This window comes from Flavobacterium hercynium (genome assembly GCF_002217285.1).
Taxonomy (GTDB): Bacteria; Bacteroidota; Bacteroidia; order Flavobacteriales; family Flavobacteriaceae; genus Flavobacterium; species Flavobacterium hercynium.
Window position 1 is genome coordinate 133,647 of the sequence record NZ_MUGW01000012.1, and the last position, 21,665, is coordinate 155,311.

Annotated in this window: 14 protein-coding genes; 9 read left to right on the forward strand and 5 right to left on the reverse strand. The window is 33.6% G+C overall.

Annotated features, from left to right (window positions below):
• Positions 1-14 precede the first annotated feature (14 nt).
• Complete coding sequence (locus tag B0A66_RS06270) at positions 15-1,223, reverse strand: anhydro-N-acetylmuramic acid kinase (protein ID WP_089048996.1); 1,209 nt, start codon at positions 1,221-1,223, stop codon at positions 15-17.
• Positions 1,224-1,628: 405 nt separating this feature from the next.
• Between B0A66_RS06270 and B0A66_RS06275 the strand changes: the two genes are divergently transcribed.
• From B0A66_RS06275 to B0A66_RS06310, 6 genes are all read left to right on the forward strand, one after another.
• A complete protein-coding gene (locus B0A66_RS06275) occupies positions 1,629-3,446 on the forward strand; it encodes a type VI secretion system Vgr family protein (protein WP_089048997.1) in 1,818 nt (605 codons plus the stop codon).
• Positions 3,447-3,480: 34 nt separating this feature from the next.
• Positions 3,481-4,482, forward strand: coding sequence for a hypothetical protein (locus B0A66_RS06280; RefSeq protein WP_089048998.1), 1,002 nt, complete (start codon positions 3,481-3,483; stop codon positions 4,480-4,482).
• 5 nt (positions 4,483-4,487) lie between these two features.
• The gene (locus B0A66_RS06285) at positions 4,488-5,162 is read left to right on the forward strand and encodes a hypothetical protein (protein WP_089048999.1); all 675 of its coding nucleotides are present in this window, start codon (positions 4,488-4,490) and stop codon (positions 5,160-5,162) included.
• Between the two features lie 1,041 nt (positions 5,163-6,203).
• Positions 6,204-6,758, forward strand: a complete 555-nt coding sequence (locus B0A66_RS06300) for a LemA family protein (RefSeq protein ID WP_089049002.1) — start codon at positions 6,204-6,206, stop codon at positions 6,756-6,758.
• On the forward strand, positions 6,758-7,714 hold the full coding sequence (locus B0A66_RS06305; RefSeq protein WP_089049003.1) for a DUF3137 domain-containing protein: 957 nt from the start codon (positions 6,758-6,760) through the stop codon (positions 7,712-7,714). Before B0A66_RS06300 ends, B0A66_RS06305 begins: the two co-directional genes overlap by 1 nt.
• 109 nt (positions 7,715-7,823) lie before the next feature.
• Positions 7,824-8,267 carry a DUF6896 domain-containing protein gene (locus B0A66_RS06310; protein WP_089049004.1) on the forward strand — a complete coding sequence of 148 codons (444 nt, stop codon included), beginning with the start codon at positions 7,824-7,826 and terminating at the stop codon, positions 8,265-8,267.
• Between the two features lie 65 nt (positions 8,268-8,332).
• Here B0A66_RS06310 and B0A66_RS06315 read toward each other — a convergent pair whose 3' ends face one another.
• Positions 8,333-8,566, reverse strand: a complete 234-nt coding sequence (locus B0A66_RS06315) for a hypothetical protein (RefSeq protein WP_089049005.1) — start codon at positions 8,564-8,566, stop codon at positions 8,333-8,335.
• 470 nt (positions 8,567-9,036) lie between these two features.
• Here B0A66_RS06315 and B0A66_RS06320 point away from each other — a divergent pair, with 470 nt between their 5' ends.
• From B0A66_RS06320 to B0A66_RS06330, 3 genes are all read left to right on the forward strand, one after another.
• Positions 9,037-11,943 (forward strand): FAD-binding and (Fe-S)-binding domain-containing protein, encoded by a 2,907-nt coding sequence (locus tag B0A66_RS06320; protein WP_089049020.1) that lies wholly within the window; start codon positions 9,037-9,039, stop codon positions 11,941-11,943.
• Between the two features lie 285 nt (positions 11,944-12,228).
• A complete protein-coding gene (locus B0A66_RS06325; RefSeq protein ID WP_089049006.1) occupies positions 12,229-14,163 on the forward strand; it encodes an amino acid permease in 1,935 nt (644 codons plus the stop codon).
• 44 nt (positions 14,164-14,207) lie between these two features.
• Positions 14,208-15,305, forward strand: coding sequence for a DUF695 domain-containing protein (locus B0A66_RS06330; protein ID WP_089049007.1), 1,098 nt, complete (start codon positions 14,208-14,210; stop codon positions 15,303-15,305).
• 72 nt (positions 15,306-15,377) lie between these two features.
• On the opposite strand, the gene B0A66_RS06335 is transcribed toward B0A66_RS06330, so the two are convergent.
• The 3 genes from B0A66_RS06335 to B0A66_RS06345 form a co-directional block, all read right to left on the reverse strand.
• Positions 15,378-16,013, reverse strand: a complete 636-nt coding sequence (locus B0A66_RS06335; protein ID WP_244283402.1) for a hypothetical protein — start codon at positions 16,011-16,013, stop codon at positions 15,378-15,380.
• Positions 16,014-16,497: 484 nt separating this feature from the next.
• Positions 16,498-17,190, reverse strand: coding sequence for a hypothetical protein (locus B0A66_RS06340; RefSeq protein ID WP_089049008.1), 693 nt, complete (start codon positions 17,188-17,190; stop codon positions 16,498-16,500).
• Positions 17,191-17,542: 352 nt separating this feature from the next.
• Positions 17,543-21,505: a hybrid sensor histidine kinase/response regulator transcription factor gene (locus B0A66_RS06345; protein WP_089049009.1), complete on the reverse strand. Its 3,963-nt coding sequence runs from the start codon at positions 21,503-21,505 to the stop codon at positions 17,543-17,545.
• Between the last annotated feature and the right edge of the window lie 160 nt (positions 21,506-21,665).

Below are 21,665 nucleotides of genomic sequence, written 5' to 3' on the forward strand. Positions count from 1 at the left end.
GGATTCTTTCTTTTTTAGTCCGGAAAAGAAATTTTTCCCATTGTTACAGATGGAATTCCCTTTTTTGTACCAAAATTATAGTTACCACCCGCAACAGTTTCATTGGCTAAAATGGCAAATAAAACCGCTTCTTTAGCATCACTTAAAATACCCAAATCATCACTTTTTTTGAAAGAGCAAGCGAGTAATTCCTTTAACCAACTTACTAGTAACGGATTATTTGCGCCTCCGCCCGACATATAAACGGTAAAATTTTCAAGCGCTGTTTCAGTGTTTTTAACAACAAATAAAATGGCTTCGGCAATTGTTTCTGCGCTTAGCCTTGTTAGCGTAGCAAGCAAATCTGGTGCCGAAATTTGTTGCAGGTTTGTTTTTGCAAGTGCTCTTTGTACAAAATCAAAATTGAACAATTCCTGACCAATGGTTTTTGGAAAACTTCTCTGAAAGAAAGCATCACTTTTTAGTTCCGCCAGAAGGGTTTGATTTACAGTTCCGTTTTGTGCAATCTCAGCATCTTTATCATAGCTTTTTTCAGGAAAATAGTGTTTGGTATAAATGTCGATTAAGGTGTTTGCTGTTCCGGTATCGGTTACAAAAACAGCTTCGGCGTTTAGAGAAGCAGGTAAATAGGTAAAGTTCGCAATCCCGCCCATGTTGAGCATAATGCGGTTTTCATTTTTTTTACTGAATAATATGTAATCACCATAAACGGCTAAAGGAGCACCTTCGCCACCTGCAGCAACATGTTTTTGTCTAAAATCTGATAATGTTATAATACCTGTTTTTACCGCGATATGATCGCCATCGCCAATTTGAAGCGTCGCATTGGGGAATTTTTCCTGCTGATGTAAAAATTTTGGAGCATGCAGTACTGTTTGTCCGTGTGAAGCAATAAGATCGACTTCATGCGCAGGAATATTCCATTTTTGCAGACAATCGTTTACTAAATTGGCGTGTAGAATTCCGATCCATTCGTTTAATAACGCTAAGTGTTGAAAATCGATTGTTTTTTGAGCAAAAACTTTACGAATTTCGGTTTTGATTTCCTCGTCGTAATTGATGGTTTCAAATTCCTCAATTTTTACGATTGTATTTTCGCCTGCTCCCGAAATACTGCAAAGGGCAATATCTAGTCCGTCAAGCGAAGTACCAGACATCAGACCTATTATTTTACGGGTCTTTTTTTGGGCAATTTCATACAGCGCGCTTATATTTTTGTTCATTAAAAAGCTATTTTATGAAGGTATTTTGTTTTTGGAATGCTAAAATGGGATTAATTTGGATATAAATTTAGGAAAAATGCTGTGATATTTTGGAATTTTGAATTGTGAAATGTGAGTTGTGAGTTGTGAAATGTGAAATGTGGATTTTGAAATTTGAAACTTGGATTGTGGGTTTGGAATTTTGAATTATGAGTTTTGAATTGTGGATTTTGAATTGTGAACCTGACCCGAGGCTGAAAGCCGAACAGACGAAGAAAACCTGAAACTTGAAACCTGAAACAACAAACAAAAATCAACAATCCAAAAAAAATGGCTTAATCTGATATTTTTATGACAAATTAGAAACACGGTTTTAATTTACTTTACGAAAAAACTGATAGTAAATATTTTAAAAGCCTTTACACTATGTCGTCATCATTTAAAGATCAGATTCAGGTAACTATAAGCGGTTACACCAAAAGAGTACTTTTCTCCGATTTAAAGCTAACGCAACGCATGATGGAACATCATGATTTTTCCTTCACCTGGATGTACAGCGGAAGTACGATCATTTCGCCCGAGGAGCAAGCAGAAGCAATTCGAAAGTATACCGCCAACGAAGTTATTTTTACCTTCAAAAGCAGAAATGGCGAAATAAAAGTCATGAGCAAGGGCGTTATCAACGAGCTCATATCGATTTATGAAAAAGGAAGTCCGCGTGGGTTGTATGTCAAGGGAATTAGCCATACCGTTCTTTTAAGCGAACAACCCAAGTCGAGAGTATTTTTGGAGAAGAACATCAAAGAAGTTGCCCTGAAAATTTTTGAAGACGAAACAGCAGGCGAATTTTATCAGTCCGAAGCCATTCAGCCTCGCTACAAAAAATTGTTTCCTGCAATCACCCAATACAACGAAACCAGTTTTGATTTCCTAAAACGTCTTGCCGCCTTTCATGGTGAATGGTTTTATTTTGATGGCATGCGCATGCAGTTTGGCAATCTGAAATCATCAAAAGTCAAGTTGAAAAACTATGTAACCCTGTATGATTTCACCATCAAGAGTAAACTCAAATCACACAAAACATCATTGGCTGGCTACGATCCCACCAATGCATTGAGCATAAAAAGCGCTAAAGCCGTGACCGCAACAGGAAGCGCAGACGGTTTTTCGGCTATGACCCGCCGCGATCAGTTGGTGGTAGCCTTGCCCAATACATCGATTCCATCGTATACCAATCAGGTAAAAAATATAACGGAGATCGAAGAATTAGCCCAGCGTCAGGTAGCAGCACGCGATGCCAACAGTACGATTTATACCGGAATGGCGTATGTTCCTATTGGTGTTGGACAAATCTTTACCGTTCAAAACAAAGAAGTGTACCATGAACTTGTTGCGGTAAAAGTCACGCATTATGGAGAATATAATGGAGAATATAGATGTAAATTTAAAGCCATTCCCGCAGATGTAGAAGTGCCGCATTATACCAATATTGAAGTTTCTGCAAAAGCGGATACCCAACCCGCGATTGTAATCGACAATAACGACCCCGAAGGACTAGGACGCGTAAAAGTAAAATTCTACTGGGCCAATTACGATGCCAACAGCGATTGGATGCGCGTCATGCAACAATACTCGGGCAAAAACTGGGGGCAATATAACAGACCCGAAATAGGCGATGAAGTTTTGGTGAGTTTTGAAAACGGAAATGTTAATCATCCCTACATTTTAGGATCACACTACAACGGCAAAGCAAAACCTGAATTTTTTGATTCGACCAACAGCACCAAAGGCTGGAAATTCAGATTTGGACAAGTATTTAAGTTTATAGAAAAAGTGGGTATTTGGCTTTCTGACCCAAGCGGAAATGAAGTGCATTTGAATGAGGAAACCAAAAGTATCAGTTTAACATCCAGCGAAACGATCAGAATAAAGGCGAAGAATATCATTTTTGATGCTTCTGAAAATATTGTAACAATGGCAGGGCAAAGCATTGTAGAAACTGCAGTTATAAATAAATCCAGTCAAGTGGGTGTAGAAAACAAAATAGAAGTTGGAGGAAATCTTTTGATGAAGGTTAAAGGAGAATTATTTGAAAGTATTGATGGCGATGTACATTCTGAGGTAAAGAAAGATAGAAATGTAATAGGAGGCTCTGATATTACTTTACAGAGTAAAAAAAATAACGAATTACATTCAAAAAATGATATTCAGAATAATAGTAACGAGGGAACTACACAAAATTAAGATAATCTAATAGTTTAATTTATTACAAAAAGAAATGTCAAGAACACGAATAGTAAAAGGAAAAATTACCGAAATAACGGGTGGGACATCGCGTATGTATGGTAATAGAATAATCATTAATGCTGGAGGACGTATTAATTATTATGCTAAAAGGTATACTTATGGAGAACCAGAAGAACCACCAGTAAAAGTATTTGAAGATAAGATTATACAAGTTAATGGACATTTTTATAATAGAGATGGAACTTACGAAGGAAAAATAGATGAATCAGATTTTGAAGGAAGTGTTGATGATGTTTACGTTTGCGATGGAAAATCTACTCAGCAAGATAAAAATGGAGATAATTTTGTAACATACAATAACGCTAAATTATTAAAAGAAAAAGATGTCAATATAAAACACAAAGAGTTCGCTAACAATTCATATTTGATTTATCATGAGGCTTCTACAACAGGAACAAGAATGACAGCTCTATGGATTGCTCACACTGTCAATAATGCTTTGAATTCTAGATATAAGAGAGGTAAAAATACATTCAATGAATTATTTAAAACTGGATATTCGTCTGTAGAAGAAACTAGTAAATTAAAAACTATTTCAACAACTTCAAATTTTGATATTCATTGCTATGCACGTTCAGCAATGATTAGTGTTTTACAAGGTGATTCAGATCCGACTAATAGTTCTTATTTTTGGGATGGATTAGATTTATTTACTAAAAAGGGAGAACTAGATCATCCTAAATTTAAACAATATAGAAGTGTAACAATTGAGAAAGATCATCTTGATTCGGCTTTAGATTTTTGGTCAATTGATACAAACAAAGCGAAAGTAAATAGAAATGCGGTAATTAATTCCATTTTTTCTAAAGAAGAATATGCTCTTAAAAATGTAGAGGATGGTGTAATTTTGAATGAGAATGGAGTGTTTTCTGGAGCAAGAACAAAATCCCAAAATAATAATGCAGTACATGAAAGCTTAAAATCGACAGGATTTATATCTGGTACTATGTTTTGGACAACTTTTAAAATCTAATTATTTTGAGATACCTAATTTGTATTTGTAGTCTGTTTATTTTTTATAGCTCCTGCTGTAAAAATAAAAGCGAAAGTATAATTGTTGAAAAGCAAAAGTGCTATGATACAATAAACATACCAAGCAATTTTTTTTTAGAAAATCATTGTTTAGCTAAAGTAGAAGGGTTTAAAAAAAAATATGGAATTGTTTTTTCAAATTATTATTGTGATGAGTCATTAAGTATCGATTTTGATAATAACAGCATAATTGATACAATAGCTATCTTAAAGCCATTTTATCAAAATGATGTAGATAGTACTTGTTACCCTGAAAATTTGGAAATTGATTCACCATTTTTGGTTATATCAAAAACAATAGATTCTAATAGTGTGTTTTTGAAAGTTTATAAAAATTTATTATCGAATAACAGAGCAAATTTTTATGAGGAGTTAAATATCATTAATAATGGTTTTATTATTTCAAATGAGTATAACGGTAATAATGGTTTTTTTTCTAAAACTTGCATTTCTTTTAAAGAATCGAATTTTTATGTGGATAGTATAAATGTCGAATCTTGGGGACAATATCAATATCAAAAAACAATTAAATTCAAAAACAAAAAATTTAATTTGTCGAAATACAAACGAATATATATAGATTCTATTAGGTCTAATTTTAATAAATTATCTCATAAATAAAAGTGAAAATTCATATAAAAAAGATAGAGAGTGGTTTAATGGTGAAGATTATGAAGTTGTATACACAAGATTTTTTGTATTTAAAATCTAAAGAAACATGTTAAAAATATTGAAGTATTTATTTGTGATGTTTATCGCTAATATAATTTTGTCAACATTAATTTATTCTTTAAGTCCTCTAAAAATAGGGAATCGAGCTGATATTGTTACATTTACGATTATTGTTTATTTTTTTACAATATTGTTTTTGGTGAATATTATAATGTATGTAGTGTTACATTATGTTTGTTGTATAGAGAATAGAATAATTTTAATATTAATTAATCTGTTAGTTTTATTTTTAATCCTTAATGAACATGCAGTAGAATGGAAAAACCCATATCTTTTAATTTGCACACCTGTTTATTTTGTACTACAATTTTTCTTTGTTTTATTATATAATAGAAAGAATGCAGACATTTAATCTTTATGAATTATTTAGACTAAAATCTTAATGAGAGTAGTATACGTAATATTTTTGCTTTTTTTTATACAATTATTTCTATTGGAATTGTTTTTTTTAGAATTAGATGAATATATTCCAAAACACAATGGAGATACGGACCATGGAATGCATTTTTTGGTTGCACTTTTTTATACATTCTTGATATTTATTTTATCAATATTGCTTCTTTTTATAGAATATAAAATAGAGCGCGATTATAAAAAATCTATGATTTTTCTACTTTATATTAATTCATTTTTAAATTTTTATTTAGCCGCATTTTCTCAATTTCCATTATTTTCAAATTCGAAACGGTTTGATATCTATTCCCAAGTGATGATTTTGCTATATTTTATTTTTGAGTTGTTTCTGACTTATTATATAGTCAATATTAAAATATACAAATCTGAAGAATAAAGTATAATGAAAAAAATATTTTCGGATTAACGATATTTGTGATGATTTTTGATTTATTAAGTTTTGAGATTTAGAAAGTAGAATAAAAAAGAAAGATTTCGTTTTTTATTTATATTTGCGCCTAACCCCAAAACAAAGTTATGATTACAGTAATACTTATCGTTGTTGCCTTTTTATTTATTATAAGTGTTTATAATTCTTTTATTGCAAAGAAAAATCAGGTAACGATTGCTTTTTCAGCAATTGATGTGATGTTGAAAAAACGATTTGATTTAATTCCTAATCTTGTTGAAGTTGTAAAACAGTATGCAGATTATGAACAAAACACACTAACAAAAATTGTTGAATTACGTGCCAAAGCTACTTCAGGACAAGTAAGCGATGCCGAAAAAGCTAGTTTAGATGCTCAGTTAAGTACTAGTGTAAGAGGGTTAATGTTGAATGTTGAAAATTATCCTGATCTAAAAGCCAATGATAATTTTAAGAATTTACAAACAACCTGGACCGAAACCGAAGAGCAAATCGCAGCTGCAAGAAGAACTTATAACGCAGTGGTTACAGATTATAATAATGCAGTTATGATGTTTCCCGGAAATGTATTTGCAGCAATGCTGGGATATAAAAAAATAGAGGTTTTATCTACTTTGGAGGAAGAACGACAAAATATAAGTGCAAAAGATCTTTTTAAGAAGTAATGGATTCTAAATTAAATAATGATCTGTCTTTAAAAGCAATATTAGATCGATTAGAAACGAAAAGAATTGATATTTCATCTAATATTAAGTTTTATTCATATTTAAAAAAGTTATCATATTTAATTGTTATAGTTGGAATTTACTACGATTATAAGATAATAGCGGCGGTAATGTTTTTTCTTTGTTTCATTTTTGTGCTTTTAGGAAATGCTCGTACTAAAGGCAAGCTAGAAAGCTATAAAGAAGAGTATAAGTCGGAGGTTATTCCGTTGGCTTTGAAACAAATAAATAAAAGTTTAGTTTTTGAACCTAATAATGGCGTTCCGCATGCTGCACTCGAAAATTCAATGCTTTTTACAAGGGTTATTGATCGATTTGTTACACAGGATTTTATATATGGAATGCAAGATAAAACAGCTTTTTGTTTTTCAGAGGTTCGTGCAGAGTTTAAATCAGAAAGACAAACAAATAAAGGAATAGTAACTAAGTGGTATCCTATTTTTCAAGGAATCATTTTTGTTGTTGATTTTAATAAAAACTTTAAAGTATCAACAATTGTAAGATCAAAAGAATTTGGTGATGATCTTGGAGGTTGGTTATCCAGAAATGTTTTTAATTCCGGAAATAGCGAAAGAGTACAGTTAGAAAATGCCAGTTTTAATAAAGAGTTCACAACATATTCTAAAGACCAAATCGAAGCCCGATATATTTTGACTCCAAAGGTAATTGAGGGAATTTTGAAATTAAATGATAAATCAGATAAAACTATTTCTCTCTCGTTTATAAATTCAAGTTTATATGTTGCTTTGCCATTAAAAGCAGATCATTTTGAAGCTTCAATTCGTACTTCATTAACTGGTCCTGATTTCTTTTCTGAAGATCGTGCAATTGTACAATTTATGCATGATATTGTTCATGAACTCGATTTGAATACGAGGATTTGGGGGAAGGAATAATTGATCTGAACTGTCTATTCGAAAAATGATTTGAAAAGAGTGAGAAGAAGTTCTGTATTAATTCCTAACGTTATTAAAAATGAATTATCTTCAATTCCAATTATTAACTATGGTCGAAAAAATTTTAACAGAATACGTCAATTTTATAAGGTATTTTGAAACTTTATTAAAAATTAAATATAAACAAGATATTAACCCTTGTTCGTTTTCGCCTACTTTTTTTAAAAGAGTAGGAACTATTGAAGGAATTGAATATTGGTTTCATGGAAGCGGTTGCACAGCTACAAAAGATGGTGTTATCTATGCTTATGATATTGGAGGAGATGAAATTGATTTTACGCAATGGAAATTTTCAGAGTTTGTGAGGACGCATCCTCAATATCAGAAATTAAATTATACTCCTGAATTTATCGAATATGAATTGTATCAGCTTATTAGTAAAGGAGTATTGGGTTGGCTAATTATAGAAGGAGCTGAAGGGACTTCATTTGGATGTATTTTTAAATCGTATAGAGTTCTTTTAGAAGCGCCTTATGTTTACAGTATTACATAAAAACCAAAAACCTCGATCTATTTAAAAATCGAGGTTTTCCGTTTAATGTAAAATCAAAATAAAGTTTACTCCAAATTTAGATAAGGATCTAAGACTTCGGCTAATTCGTTGAGCCAAAAAAAGCTGTTTTCGATGTTAATTAATTCATTTTTGAGTGTTGGGTCTTCTCGTAGAACTCCTAATGCAAGTACATAATTCAATTTTCTTATTGCTTTTGCCAAATCTTCGGGGGAAATGGTGTTGCTAAAAAAATCGATTAGTTTGATTTCGGTTTCTTTTGAAAGATTGTTTGTACTCATAATCTTTGTATTTAGGGAATATAAAAGCCCGCATAGCTAAGGTGTCCTACGCCACAAAGAGCGTTGCAGTTGTTTCCAATACCGCCACCATACCACACGGGCAAAGCTTTCTGTTGTTTTCATTCTTTGTGTTTAGGACTGCAAATATAATAAAACCTCGTGTAAAGAATAAATGTTTTCGCGGGAATGCATAAATGAATTTAATGGAATGAAATAGATTCTGCAAATCAACTTAATAGGTGTTTTGAAAATGAATATCCTAGCCCTGATAGAAGTGGAAATCCTTTTGCTTTTTTCTTTAAAAAGCAAAAGATTGTAGCGAATAGCAGGAAATAGCTCCTAAAAAGTCTAACAAAAAAATCTTAGAACCTTTGCTACTTAGAGCCTCAGAACCTTTAAAAAAAGAACCTCAGAACCTTCAAAAAAAAGCTATTTTTGTAGTTGAAAAGAAAGCCATAAATTCAGCAATAATGTCAATAATTAAGGAGTTACAACAGTTAGCAACATCATTAGAAGGAACACTTTTGTATGATGATCTTCATAAAACGCTTTATTCTACAGATGCTTCGGTGTATCGCATCAGACCCAAAGCGGTTGCGGTGCCTAAATCGATAGAAGATATTAGTAAACTGATTCGGTTTGCGGCAGAGCAAGGTATTTCGATTACGCCAAGAACGGCGGGAACTTCGCTGGCTGGACAAACGGTGGGCGACGGAATTGTGGTGGATGTTTCTAAAAACTTTACAAAGATTCTGGATTTCGATCCGATTCAAAAAACGGTTACGGTGCAGCCCGGCGTTATTCGCGATGAACTGAATTTATTTCTTAAACCTCACGGTGTTTTTTTTGGTCCTAACACGTCGACTTCGAACCGTTGTATGATTGGCGGAATGGTGGGGAATAATTCTTCGGGAACGACTTCGATCAGGTATGGTGTAACCCGCGATAAAATTGTAGAAATTAAAGCGATTTTGAGCGATGGTTCAACGGTGGTTTTTAAGGAACTGACTTCGGCAGAATTTGTAGAAAAAACAAAAGGCGATACGCTAGAAAATAAAATATATAAAAGTCTTTACGATGAACTTTCGGTTAAGGCTACGCAGGATGAAATTATAAAAGAGTTTCCGAAACCTGAAATTCACAGACGAAATACGGGTTATGCGGTTGATATTCTGTTAAAATCGAATTTGTTTGGCGGAACGGAACCTACAATAAACGTTGGAAAATTGCTTTGCGGAAGCGAAGGTACGCTGGCTTTTACGACTGAAATCAAACTAAAGGTAGACGATTTACCACCTGCGCATAATATTATGGTTGTGGCGCATTATCACAGCATTCAGGAATCGTTAGAATCTGTGGTGGTGGCGATGAAGCATCATTTGTATACGTGCGAAATGATCGACGATACGATTTTGGATTGTACGAAGACGAATCGCGAACATATTAAAAACAGATTCTTTTTGGTTGGCGAACCTAAAGCGATAATGATGTTTGAGGTGGCTTCGAATGTTTTGGAAGATGCCGAGAATCAGGCAAATGCATTGATTGCGGACTTGGAAAAAAACAACTTTGGTTATGCGCTCGTAAAGATTTATGGTGCGGATATCGAAAAGGTAAACGAACTTAGAAAAGCAGGACTTGGGCTTTTGGGAAGTATTGTGGGCGATGATAAAGCAGCTGATTCTATTGAAGATACTGCGGTGGAGTTGAGCGATTTACCGGCTTATATTGCGGAGTTTTCGGCAATGATGTTGCGTCACGGACAAGGTGCGATTTATTATGCTCATGCCGGTGCGGGAGAATTGCACTTGCGTCCGGTTTTGAATTTGAAGAAAACTACGGATTTAAAATTATTTAGAACCATTGCAACGGATGTGGCGATTTTGGTTAAAAAATACAGGGGTTCACTAAGCGGGGAACACGGCGACGGAATTGTGCGCGGGGAATTTATTCCGTTTATGATTGGCGAAACGAATTATGAGTTGCTGAAACGAATTAAGTTGGCGTTTGATCCTAATTCGGTTTTGAATATTGGTAAGATTGTGAATGCCTTAAAAATGGATGAGAATCATCGTGTGGTGTCGGGCAGGACAGAACCAGATATTAAAACGTTTCAGGATTTCTCGGACAGTTTGGGGATTTTGCGTGCTGCCGAAAAATGCAACGGATCGGGTGATTGCAGAAAACTGCCATCAGCAGGAGGTGCGATGTGTCCGAGTTATCGTGCTACTAAAAATGAAAAGGAAACAACACGCGCCAGGGCAAATGCTTTACGCGAATATTTAACGTATTCTGAGAAAGAAAACAAATTTGACCAGAAAGAGTTATACGAAGTTTTTGAGCTGTGTGTGAGCTGCAAGGCTTGTGCAAGCGAATGTCCGAGCAATGTTGACGTGGCTACGCTTAAAGCGGAATTTTTATACCAATATCAAAAAGCAAACGGATTCTCGACCCGAAATAAGATTTTTGCACACAATGCAAAACTGAATAAAATGGGAAGTTTGTTTCCATCGATTACGAATTTTATTTCTAATCAGGCATTGGTTAAAAAAAGCATGGGAATCGCACCGGAAAGGGAAGTGCCTTTACTGGCTAAAAAGACATTCAGAAAATGGTTCGACGCTCAGAAAAAGCAAACTACCGAATTTCCGAACGGACAGGTTTATTTGTTTAATGATGAATTTACGAATTATTATGATGTAAACATTGGTATTGATGCTTTTGAACTTTTAACGCAACTGGGATATGAGGTTTTGGTTGTAAATCACGAAGAAAGCGGAAGAACCTATTTGTCTAAAGGATTTCTGGAAGAAGCTAAAAAAATAACGAATACTAACGTGCGTATTTTTAAGGATCTGATTGCTCCTAAAACACCGCTGATAGGAATTGAACCTTCAGCTATTTTGACTTTTAGAGACGAGTATTTACGTTTGGCAGATGATAAAGAAGGCGCCGAAAGGTTGGCGCAAAGTACTTTTACAATTGAAGAGTTCTTTAAAAGAGAGATCATTGACGGAAAAATTACGCCTGATTCTTTCTCGGAAGAGAAGAAAGAAATTAAAATTCACGGACATTGCCATCAGAAATCGTTAAGCTCAGTTGAAGCTACTTTTGCAATGCTGAACTTGCCAACGAATAATGTGGTGACGATTTACAATTCGGGCTGCTGTGGTATGGCGGGATCCTTTGGTTACGAAAAAGAACATTACAAGGTAAGTATGCAAATGGGAGAGGATACTTTGTTTCCTAAAGTGCGCTCAACTGCTGAAAATGTAAAAATTGCCGCTGCAGGAACAAGCTGTCGTCATCAGATTTTTGACGGAACCAGCAGAGAAGCGCAGCATCCGGTAAGTATTTTGAGAAGTTGCTTGCGATAAGAAGATAGGACGCGGATGGAACGGATTCACTTCGTGAAAGCGCAGGTGGGCGCGGATTTTTTTTTAAATCTGTATAAAATTCATAAAAAATAATTCGTATTAATTCGTGAATTCGTGGCGAAAAAAACAATATCACGCATTTTTAGTTAAAATCACCGGCAAAAGAAAAAAAATCGGGATAAAAGAAAATCGTTTTATATATTTGAAATCAGGATATTTTTTGCATTATTTGCAAAATAAAACCATAAAGACTGAAATAATTTAATTTTAAAAGTAAAATCATATATGGCATTATCAGGTTTATTCCGAAAAAAGACGGTACAAGATATTCTGAAACAGGTTGCAAAAAACGAAGCAGATGGTCATAATGCATTAGGAAAACATTTAACAACCAGAGACTTAACTGCATTTGGAATTGCTGCTATTGTTGGAGCAGGTATTTTTAGTACCATCGGAAAAGCAAGTGCTGATGGTGGACCAGCCGTTATTTTCTTGTTTCTTTTTACTGCTCTTGCTTGTGGTTTTGCCGCTTTTGCCTATGCAGAATTTGCCTCTATGGTTCCTGTTTCGGGAAGTGCTTACACGTATTCGTACGTTGCTTTTGGAGAATTAATCGCCTGGGTTATTGGTTGGGCATTGATTATGGAATACGCTGTCGGAAATATAACGGTCGCCATATCGTGGAGCGATTACTTTACAACGCTTCTCCAGAGTGGTGGTATTCACCTTCCGCAATGGATTCAGATGGATTATTTAACCGCTTCAAACGGATTTAAAGACGCTACTGCTTTAATGCAGGGCGGAAAAGCATATCAAAACCTTGAACCTGCTTTGCAAGCCTCTTATACAGCCTGGACGACTGCACCTACAATTGGATCATTTCATTTCGTGGCAGATTTACCGGCTTTATTCATTATTATTTTAATTACTGCTTTGGTTTACAGAGGAATGAAAGAATCTCGTAATGCAAGTAACGTTATGGTGGTTGTAAAACTATGTGTGGTTCTTTTGGTAATTGCAGTAGGTGTTTTTTATGTAGATACAGACAATTGGGATCCGTTTGCTCCAAATGGTGTGAGTGGAGTTCTAAAAGGAGTTTCAGCAGTTTTCTTTGCTTATATTGGTTTCGATGCTATTTCGACAACAGCCGAAGAATGTAAAAATCCGCAACGTGATTTACCTCGTGGTATGATGTGGGCGATTATCATTTGTACTATTTTATATATTGCCATTGCCTTAGTTTTAACCGGAATGGTACATTACAACGAATTAAATGTTGGAGATCCTCTTGCATTTGTTTTTGATAAATTGAATTTAAAATGGATGTCCGGAATTATTGCTGTAAGTGCTGTAATTGCCATGGCGAGCGTTTTATTGGTTTTCCAAATGGGACAACCTCGTATCTGGATGAGTATGAGCCGTGATGGTTTATTGCCTAAAAAGTTTTCTACCGTACACCCAAAATTCAAAACACCATCTTTTGCAACAATCGTAACCGGTTTTGTGGTATCGATTCCTGCTTTGTTCCTAAACCTGACAATGGTAACAGATTTATGCAGTATCGGAACTCTATTTGCCTTTGTATTGGTTTGTGCGGGTGTTTTGGTATTACAGAACAAACCTGAAATTCCGCGTGGTAAATTTAAAACACCTTATATCAATTCGAAGTTTATTTTACCGGTTTTAATGGCTGCAGGATTGTATTATGCCTTTGCTTTCAACAACAAAGCAACAATGGCTTTTATAAATAATGATCCACAAATTATAGACGCTACTTCGATTATTACTTCTTTAGATAAAACAGAATCAGAACAAGTTTTAAGTTACTTAAAAAGCCTCGATGTAGAAAACAAAACGTCTGATACATCAGATTTAGAGCATTTATTAAGTCAATATCAGGATGACGACGCAAAATATGCTGAAGTTGTAAAAGGATTGCCAATTAATGAAGCATCCAAATACGAATCAGGTTTTAGTTTGTTCAAGCATAAAATTCCAATGTGGATCTTCTTATTTGTTTTAGTAGGATTAGCAGTTTGGGCAATTAGAAGAAACCTTTCTTTAATTCCGCTATTAGGATTAATCTGTTGCCTTTATATGATGGCAGAGTTAAGCGTTTGGAACTGGATTTACTTTACAATCTGGTTGCTAATAGGATTGTTTATTTACTTTACCTACAGCAGAAAAAACAGCAAGCTGAACTTTGTAGAGAAGGTTTAGGTTTTGAGTTATTAGTTTTGAATTAAGAGTATAAATTGAAATAAATGAGTTTTCTAAAAAATTTGTTCGGTAAAAAAGAAGCTGAACCCGTAACCTTGTCTTATGCTGAATTTTGGGATTGGTTTTCCAAAAATGAAAAGGAATTTTTTAAAACGGTTAGTGGAAGAGACAATATAGAAAGAGATTTTTTTGCCAAAATTGGACCGAAATTGGGTGAAATTCAATCTGGATTTTATTTTGTCACAGGAATGTTTGACACCAATACAGTAGAATTAATTTTAACACCGGATGGTGTAATCAAAAATATTTTTGCAATCGAAGAGCTTGTAGATGCTGCTCCAAAATTAGACGGATGGAAATTTACAGCCTTAAAACCAGCCACAAACAGCAAGGATTTTGGTATCGAAATGGAAGGTTTAAAATTCAATTTTGATAACCTTTCCTTTTTTCCTGTTACAAGCGCTGATTTTCCGGATAAGATTGACCTAACAGTAGTTTACGATTATTTTACAGAAGAAAACAGACGCGTTATAACCAATGCTATTTATATTTTTCTGGATAACTTTTTAGGAGAATTAGACTCGGTAACGATCATCGATTTTTTAACGGTAACCGGTAAAGACGATATTCGCGAAGAACTGATTCCGATAGAAAAACTAAAAGATTATTTAATCTGGAGAGAAAAAGAATTTGTAGAGAAATACGAAGGCTTACGACACAGTACAGAAAACGATAGTTATGCGGCACTCGAAGCAACCCTTCATGATGGAAGTCCTCTAATCGCTATAATAAATACAGACGTTTTAGGTTGGGATAAAAAAGCATCACATCCTTGGATAGTTACTGTTGATATTCCGTTTGACGGAGGTAATAACGGCATGCCTGATAATGCTACGTATGAGCTTTTAAATCAAATAGAAGATGAATTAATCGCAGAACTAAAAGATGCTGATGGTTATCTAAACATTGGGAGACAAACCGCAGAAAGTAAAAGAGAAATTTATTTTGCGTGCAAAGAGTTTAGAAAACCTCCAAAAGTTTTGAACGAAATAATCAAAAAGCACAATACAGCAATTAAAATAAGCTACGACATTTACAAAGACAAATACTGGCAGTCTTTTACACATTTCGAGCCAAGATAACATACAAAAGCCGTTTTGAGATTTCAAAACGGCTTTTTGTTTTTAGTTAGTTAGTTAGTTAGTTTTTAATTTTTATTCTCCAAGTTCACCTAGTATTTTGTGTAGGTCTGTAAACTGTTGTTTGTTATTTGAGGCGTAAATCAGGTCGTAATAATCATCATTTTTTAGAACAGCTATCACTTCTTCCGGATGATTTCCATAGAAATGAACACCTATCCATTGCGAAAAAGAAAAATCGCGTTTGTTGAAGTTAGTTTCAATGATTTTTAGTTCTTCATTATTGATATACGCAAACTCTTCTGAATTAAATGGCAATGCAAATATGCCTTGAAGATGTGCTATAGCCTTTAAAAAATCAGTCAGAGAATCCGTTTCCTTATTCCATTCGTTTTCATCATAACTCATATAAACAGCCGGATTGTTGCTTTGTAAATCGTTTTTATGAATGCCCCATACGCAAGACCATTGATTTTCTACGTAAAAAATCAGAAAGTTTTCATCTTTAGATAATTGTAGCTTTTGAGGTTCAATAAGTCTGTCCTGAGTTTGATTTAGTGCTGTGATTTTCCCCAATTGTAGATAATAATCGTAAAGTACTTGAGGAATGCTATCGCACACATTTTGGTATGTGGCTATTTCTTCATTCGAGAACCCATTATTTTGAGTTATGTCAAAAAGTTGTTTTATTGCTGTAAAATCGGTCATCATGCTATTTCATTACAATTAAAAAAGAAAATTATACAGCAAGTAATCATTTTGCTGCATAATTCTCCTTCATTTGCAAAGATCATAATTTAGGATCTGATTTGCGGTATTAAGTTTATATTTTCTTAGTTAATTTCGAGAGATTTTATGCGGTCTCCGTCAAATTTTAAATGGTAAGTAAGAACCAATGGGCTGTCAAGATAGAAACTATTTGTTTTAATTAGCATTTTTTAAATTATGTGAAATGGATCGTTCCTATGGAACTTTAGCTGCGATCGTTATATAATCAACGGATTGAAATCCGTTGCTACAAAATAGATCATTCCTATGGAATTTTATATTAAGGTATTAAATCGGTATTGAATAATTAATCAAATATCTCAAGAGCCATAGGCTCGCTAATATTGTAGCACCGGATTTTAATCCGTTGTCTATCAATGACGGAGATAAAAAAGATCCAAAGGATCGGCCCATATTTATTTAGGTTCTAGTGATAATTTTTAATTATTTGAACGTTTCTTTCAATGTCTTTTAAATGTATTACATTGCTGCTTTTAGCACTCCAATCTTTTTTTATTAAATCCCATTCTCTCTTTGAGATTTCTTGTATTAGAGGTGCAATTTGATAATACTTTGTTACTTTTTTTGTTAAGACATTGTCAAATGAAACTTGAATAAAACTTTTGATTTGAGTAAAGCCATATTCCCATATTCCTTGACGCATTAAATATTCGTTATGGCTACAATTCTTATTGTCAAATTCATATATTAGACCTTCATTTTGTTCAGTAGATCTACCGTCAAGATTTATATATTCCATTAAGGGAATATTGATTTCTTCATTATTTAATTTTTTGACGATATTTATATATGAAAATTCTTTTTCTATTTCAAAATTAGATATTTTACTATTGTTATTTAGAACAGACCATTTGGTGATATTGTCAGTTTCGGTAGAATCGTTTGAGATCTGTTTTTTTCTTATTTCTAAATTTGCAGTATTTTCCAATTCCATAATGCCAGTTTGAGCATTTGATATAGCATTGGCTTTATTCGCGATATCATTTGCTTGTATAGAAACAAAAATGCTAGTTATTGTTAATACCACAGCAGTAAGTATTTCAAAGAATATTTTGTTTCTTTCTAGAAAATGGCGATAAAAAATTATTTTGTTTTTCATGTTTTTGATTGATTAGAGTTTGCGAATCTAATAAACCGACGTAATTTGTCAGAGAGTAGAAATACTTGTTTTTATTGATATTTATAAAAAAAAGTTTCATACATGAAATTTATTACTTGAAAGAAGCTAATCAAAAGTTGCTACAAAATATACCATTTCTACGGAATTTTAAATAAGGTATTTAATCGGTATTAAATAATTAATCAAATGTCAAAGAGCCATAGGCTCGCTAATATTGTAGCACCGGATTTTAATCCGGTGTTTATCAATGATGGAGATAAAAAAGATCCATAGGATCGGCCGATATTTATTTTTAGATAATCATTTTTTTATTTGTTGATCAAATCTATTGCTATTTATTCATTGCAATATATTCCGAAGGTGTCATGGAGAAATGTTTCTGAAAATTTCGTCCAAAACTCGTTTGCGATTTATACCCCACTTTTTCTGCGATCTCATACATTTTGAAATTTTCATTCAATAGCAATTCTGCAGCACGTTTTAAACGCACAATATTGATTAATTCGTTCGGACTTAGATTTGATATATCTTTGATTTTTCGGTACAAAGTCGAACGGCTCATGTTCATGATTTCTGCCAAAGATTCAACGCTCAGATCAGAGTCAGTTATGTTTTTAAGAATCTCTTCATCCAATTTTTTCAGAAACTTTTCGTCAGTTTTATTGTGTGCAATACTTTTTATGTGGGAAAGGGGAGAACTTGCATAGTAATTCATAATCTGTTTTCTATTCTCGATCAGATTATTAGCCTGCACTTTCAGGTAATCCATAGAGAAAGGTTTGGCTACGTATGCGTCAGCACCCACTTCTAAACCATCCATTTGCGATTTCAGCGAGTTTTTTGCTGTAAGCAGAATCACAGGAATATGACTCGTTTCCAGATTCGTTTTAATCTCCTTACACAGTGTAATTCCGTCCATAACCGGCATTGCAACATCACTTATAACGAGTTGAATATTCTCGTTATGAATAATTTTCAAGGCATTTTCACCATTATCCGCTTTTAGAATAGAATAGAAAGGAGCTAATTCAGTCGTAATGAACTTTAGTAAATCCTCATTATCTTCAACCACTAAAATCTGTGTTTTTTCATGGATGTTTTCAATTTCAGCAACCTCCGTTTTTATTTTGATTTCTTCCTGTTTAATTTCTTCGTTTTCCGGTTCATTGTAAAACATAAATTCTTCTTCCTGACGAAGCGGTACAACAAGTTCAAAAACATTGAGTTTTGCATCTGAAACCAATTGCAGATTCCCATGATGCAATTGCGTTAACGAATGTGCCAGCGAAAGCCCAATTCCAGTTCCGGAAGTCGTGTCCAGTTCCACTCTGAAAAAAGGTTCAAGAATTTTGTCTTTTAAGTGAAACGGAATCAAATTCCCATCATTTTTCACCAATAAAGTCAGTTTCTTGTCGTCGCTGGAAAGCGATATCGAAGCTTTGCTTTTTGAATATTTAATCGCATTATTCATTAAATTACTCAGGATTTTTTTGAAGGCCTCTTTGTCTACATAAGCGTAAATGTCTTTTTCGCCCAGTTCCAGTTCAAATTCAATTTCTCTTTCCTCAATAAAAGGCGTAAATCTCAATTGAAAATTTCGAACCATTGATGAAATATTAGCTTCGACAAAAGTTAGCTTCAAGCCGCCAATCTCAGATTTTCTGAAATCCAGTAATTCATTTACCAATTTTAGTAATCGAGACGTATTTTTTTTCATGATCGAAAGATTCTGCGGTACTTCCGGTAATTGATGTTCCATTACCAAAAGTTTTTCCAAAGGTCCTTTTATCAATGTCAAAGGCGTTCTGATTTCATGTGCTACATTGGTAAAAAAGTCAATTTTAGCCTGGTAGATTTCCTTTTCTTTTTCGTCGTTGAGGTGTTTTATTTTTCGATTATTCTTAATTTCCGTTAAATGCTGTGAATAACGAATAATGTAATAAAACGAACCACAGCTAAGCAGAAAATAAAAGAAATAAGCATACGAACTTGCCCAAAACGGAGGCAAAATTGTAATCTTTAGTTTTACTTCTTTGCTCCAAACCCCAAAACTATTAAGTGATTTTACTTTAAAAACATAATCGCCTGGTGCCAGTTCCGTAAAAAATACTTTGTTGTTGCGTTCCAGATAAACCCAGTCATTATTAATATTCTCCAATTTATACCAATACTCCGTAAGTTCAGGTGCTGTATAATTTAGCGCTGCAAATTCCAGATTAAATGACTTTTGGTTATTATTCAGCTCCAGCTCATCAATATGCGATATGGATTGTGTTATTGGTGAATCTGTTGCGTTTGCATCAATATCTTTATTATTGATTTGAAGGTTGGTAATAAAGTTTGAAGGCGTGTATTTGTTCTTTGTAAAATTCTTTGGGTTGAAACTAATCATTCCATTGAGGTTTCCAAAATACATATCGCCGTTCTCATCTTTAAAAGCCGATGCATAATTAAATTGATCGCTCAGAAGCCCGTTTGCGGTAGTGTAAATTTTAATGTTTTTAGTTTTAGGATTAAATTTCACCAAACCCTTAGAAGTAGTCAGCCATAAGTTTTTAGCATCATCCTCTAAAATAGAATAAACAACATTACTTGGAAATCCGTTTTTAGTCGTGAATCTTTTGAAAGTTCTGTTTTTCTTATCAAATAAATTCAGTCCGTTTTCAGTAGCAAACCATAAGTTTTTTGTACTGTCTTCAAAAATGTAATTAATCGAATTGTTGCTAATGCCATTAGGATTTTTGTAATCATAAATAAAAACCTCTTTCTTTTTAGTTTTCGGATTGTAATAAAATAAACCATCACGATAACTTCCTGCCCAGCAGTTTCCGTCGCTATCTTCTTTATAAGTAGTGTAGTGAGTCGTTTCCGGAAATGTTTTCAGAATGTCAAAATTATCATTCTTTTCGTTATACTGATAAAGACCTATTGTCGTAATAACGATCAGTTCTTTCTTTTTTGTTTCGTAAAAAGAAAAAATGAAATTACTGCGTAAACCTGATGCCGGATTATTAGCGGTGTAATGTTTTAGCACCGTTCCTGAATTTCTGTCCAGGACATCCAAACCATGCTCAAAGGTCCCAACCCACACTTTATCTTTTCTTGGCATCAAAGCGTGAATATTATAATAGGAAACACCGTTTTTGTTTCCGTTGGGTAAAAACGAAGTAAATTGTTGTTTTTTTGGATCAAAACGATTTAAACCGGCATCTTCAGTACCAATCCAGATGGCACCTTTATCATCTTTATGAATTTCTCTGACTGCGCTTCCGCTAATGGAATTCTGTCCCTTTTGAGGAAAATATTTTTTGAACTGTGTGTATTGCTTTTGGTGATAATTGATACCGCCAAAATACGTACCGATCCAAATTCCGTCTTCTTTGTCAATGGTTATAGAATAGGCAGCATTATCTGAAATTGCATACGGATCGTTGTAATTTTTTTTAAGATTAACGTTGGCTTTCGTTTTTAGGTTATAAACATAAACTCCTGATTCACTCGCAATCCACAATTCGTTATTATCTTTCATTTTAAACTGACGAACATAAACCGGCTTTTTAGTCGAAAACGCTAAACTTGAAGTTGTTTTGGTTGGAATGTTATAAAGCAAAACACCATCGTCTTGTGTTCCAATGGCAATATTGTTTTTGTCTAAAGCATAAATAACCGTAATTCTAAAATTTGCAGAACCCGAAGGAGGAGTTATCGGAATATTTTCGAACGAAAGGTTTTCTTCAGAATAATGGTAAATTTTATTTAAGGATGAAGCCCAGATTTGCCCATTCACATCTCTTGAAATCGAAGTAACAATAAAGTACTTGTTAGGATTAAAAGTTTTGGTTTCTTTTTTAATGGTAGAATACTTGTAAAGGATATTACCGGAGATAAACCAGATATTTCCATTTTTATCGTGATTGATATCGTTGATTCTATCATTAATAGCTTCGTTTAAAACTGTAAACTGATCTGTGTTTTTATTATATTGATATAAACCTTTATCAGTACCTACCCAAATAACACCTTTATATTCATGCAATGATTGAATATAGTTGCTTCCCAAACTATGAATAGGATCAGCATTACTGCGATAGGTTTTAAAGCGGTAACCATCAAATCGGTTTAAACCATCTTTGGTACCAAACCACATAAAGCCATCGTCATCCTGTAAAGAAGTCAAAACGGTATTGTTTGAAAGACCTTCTTCAACCTGAAAATGTTTAAAATAATATTCTTGTGCCTGAATAAAATTTATTGAAAAAATCAACAAAAATAAAAAAAGAAAGAATTTACGCATTGTACTGTTTTTTAAGGTAAAAGCAAATTTTAATCAAATCGTGTCAATGTTCTACAAAATGTTGCAAACTGATATTTATTTCATTGAAGTTATGCAATTTGAATCATTTCAGATAGAAATTGACACAAATGAATCATTTTATTTTGAATTAAAAGCCTCT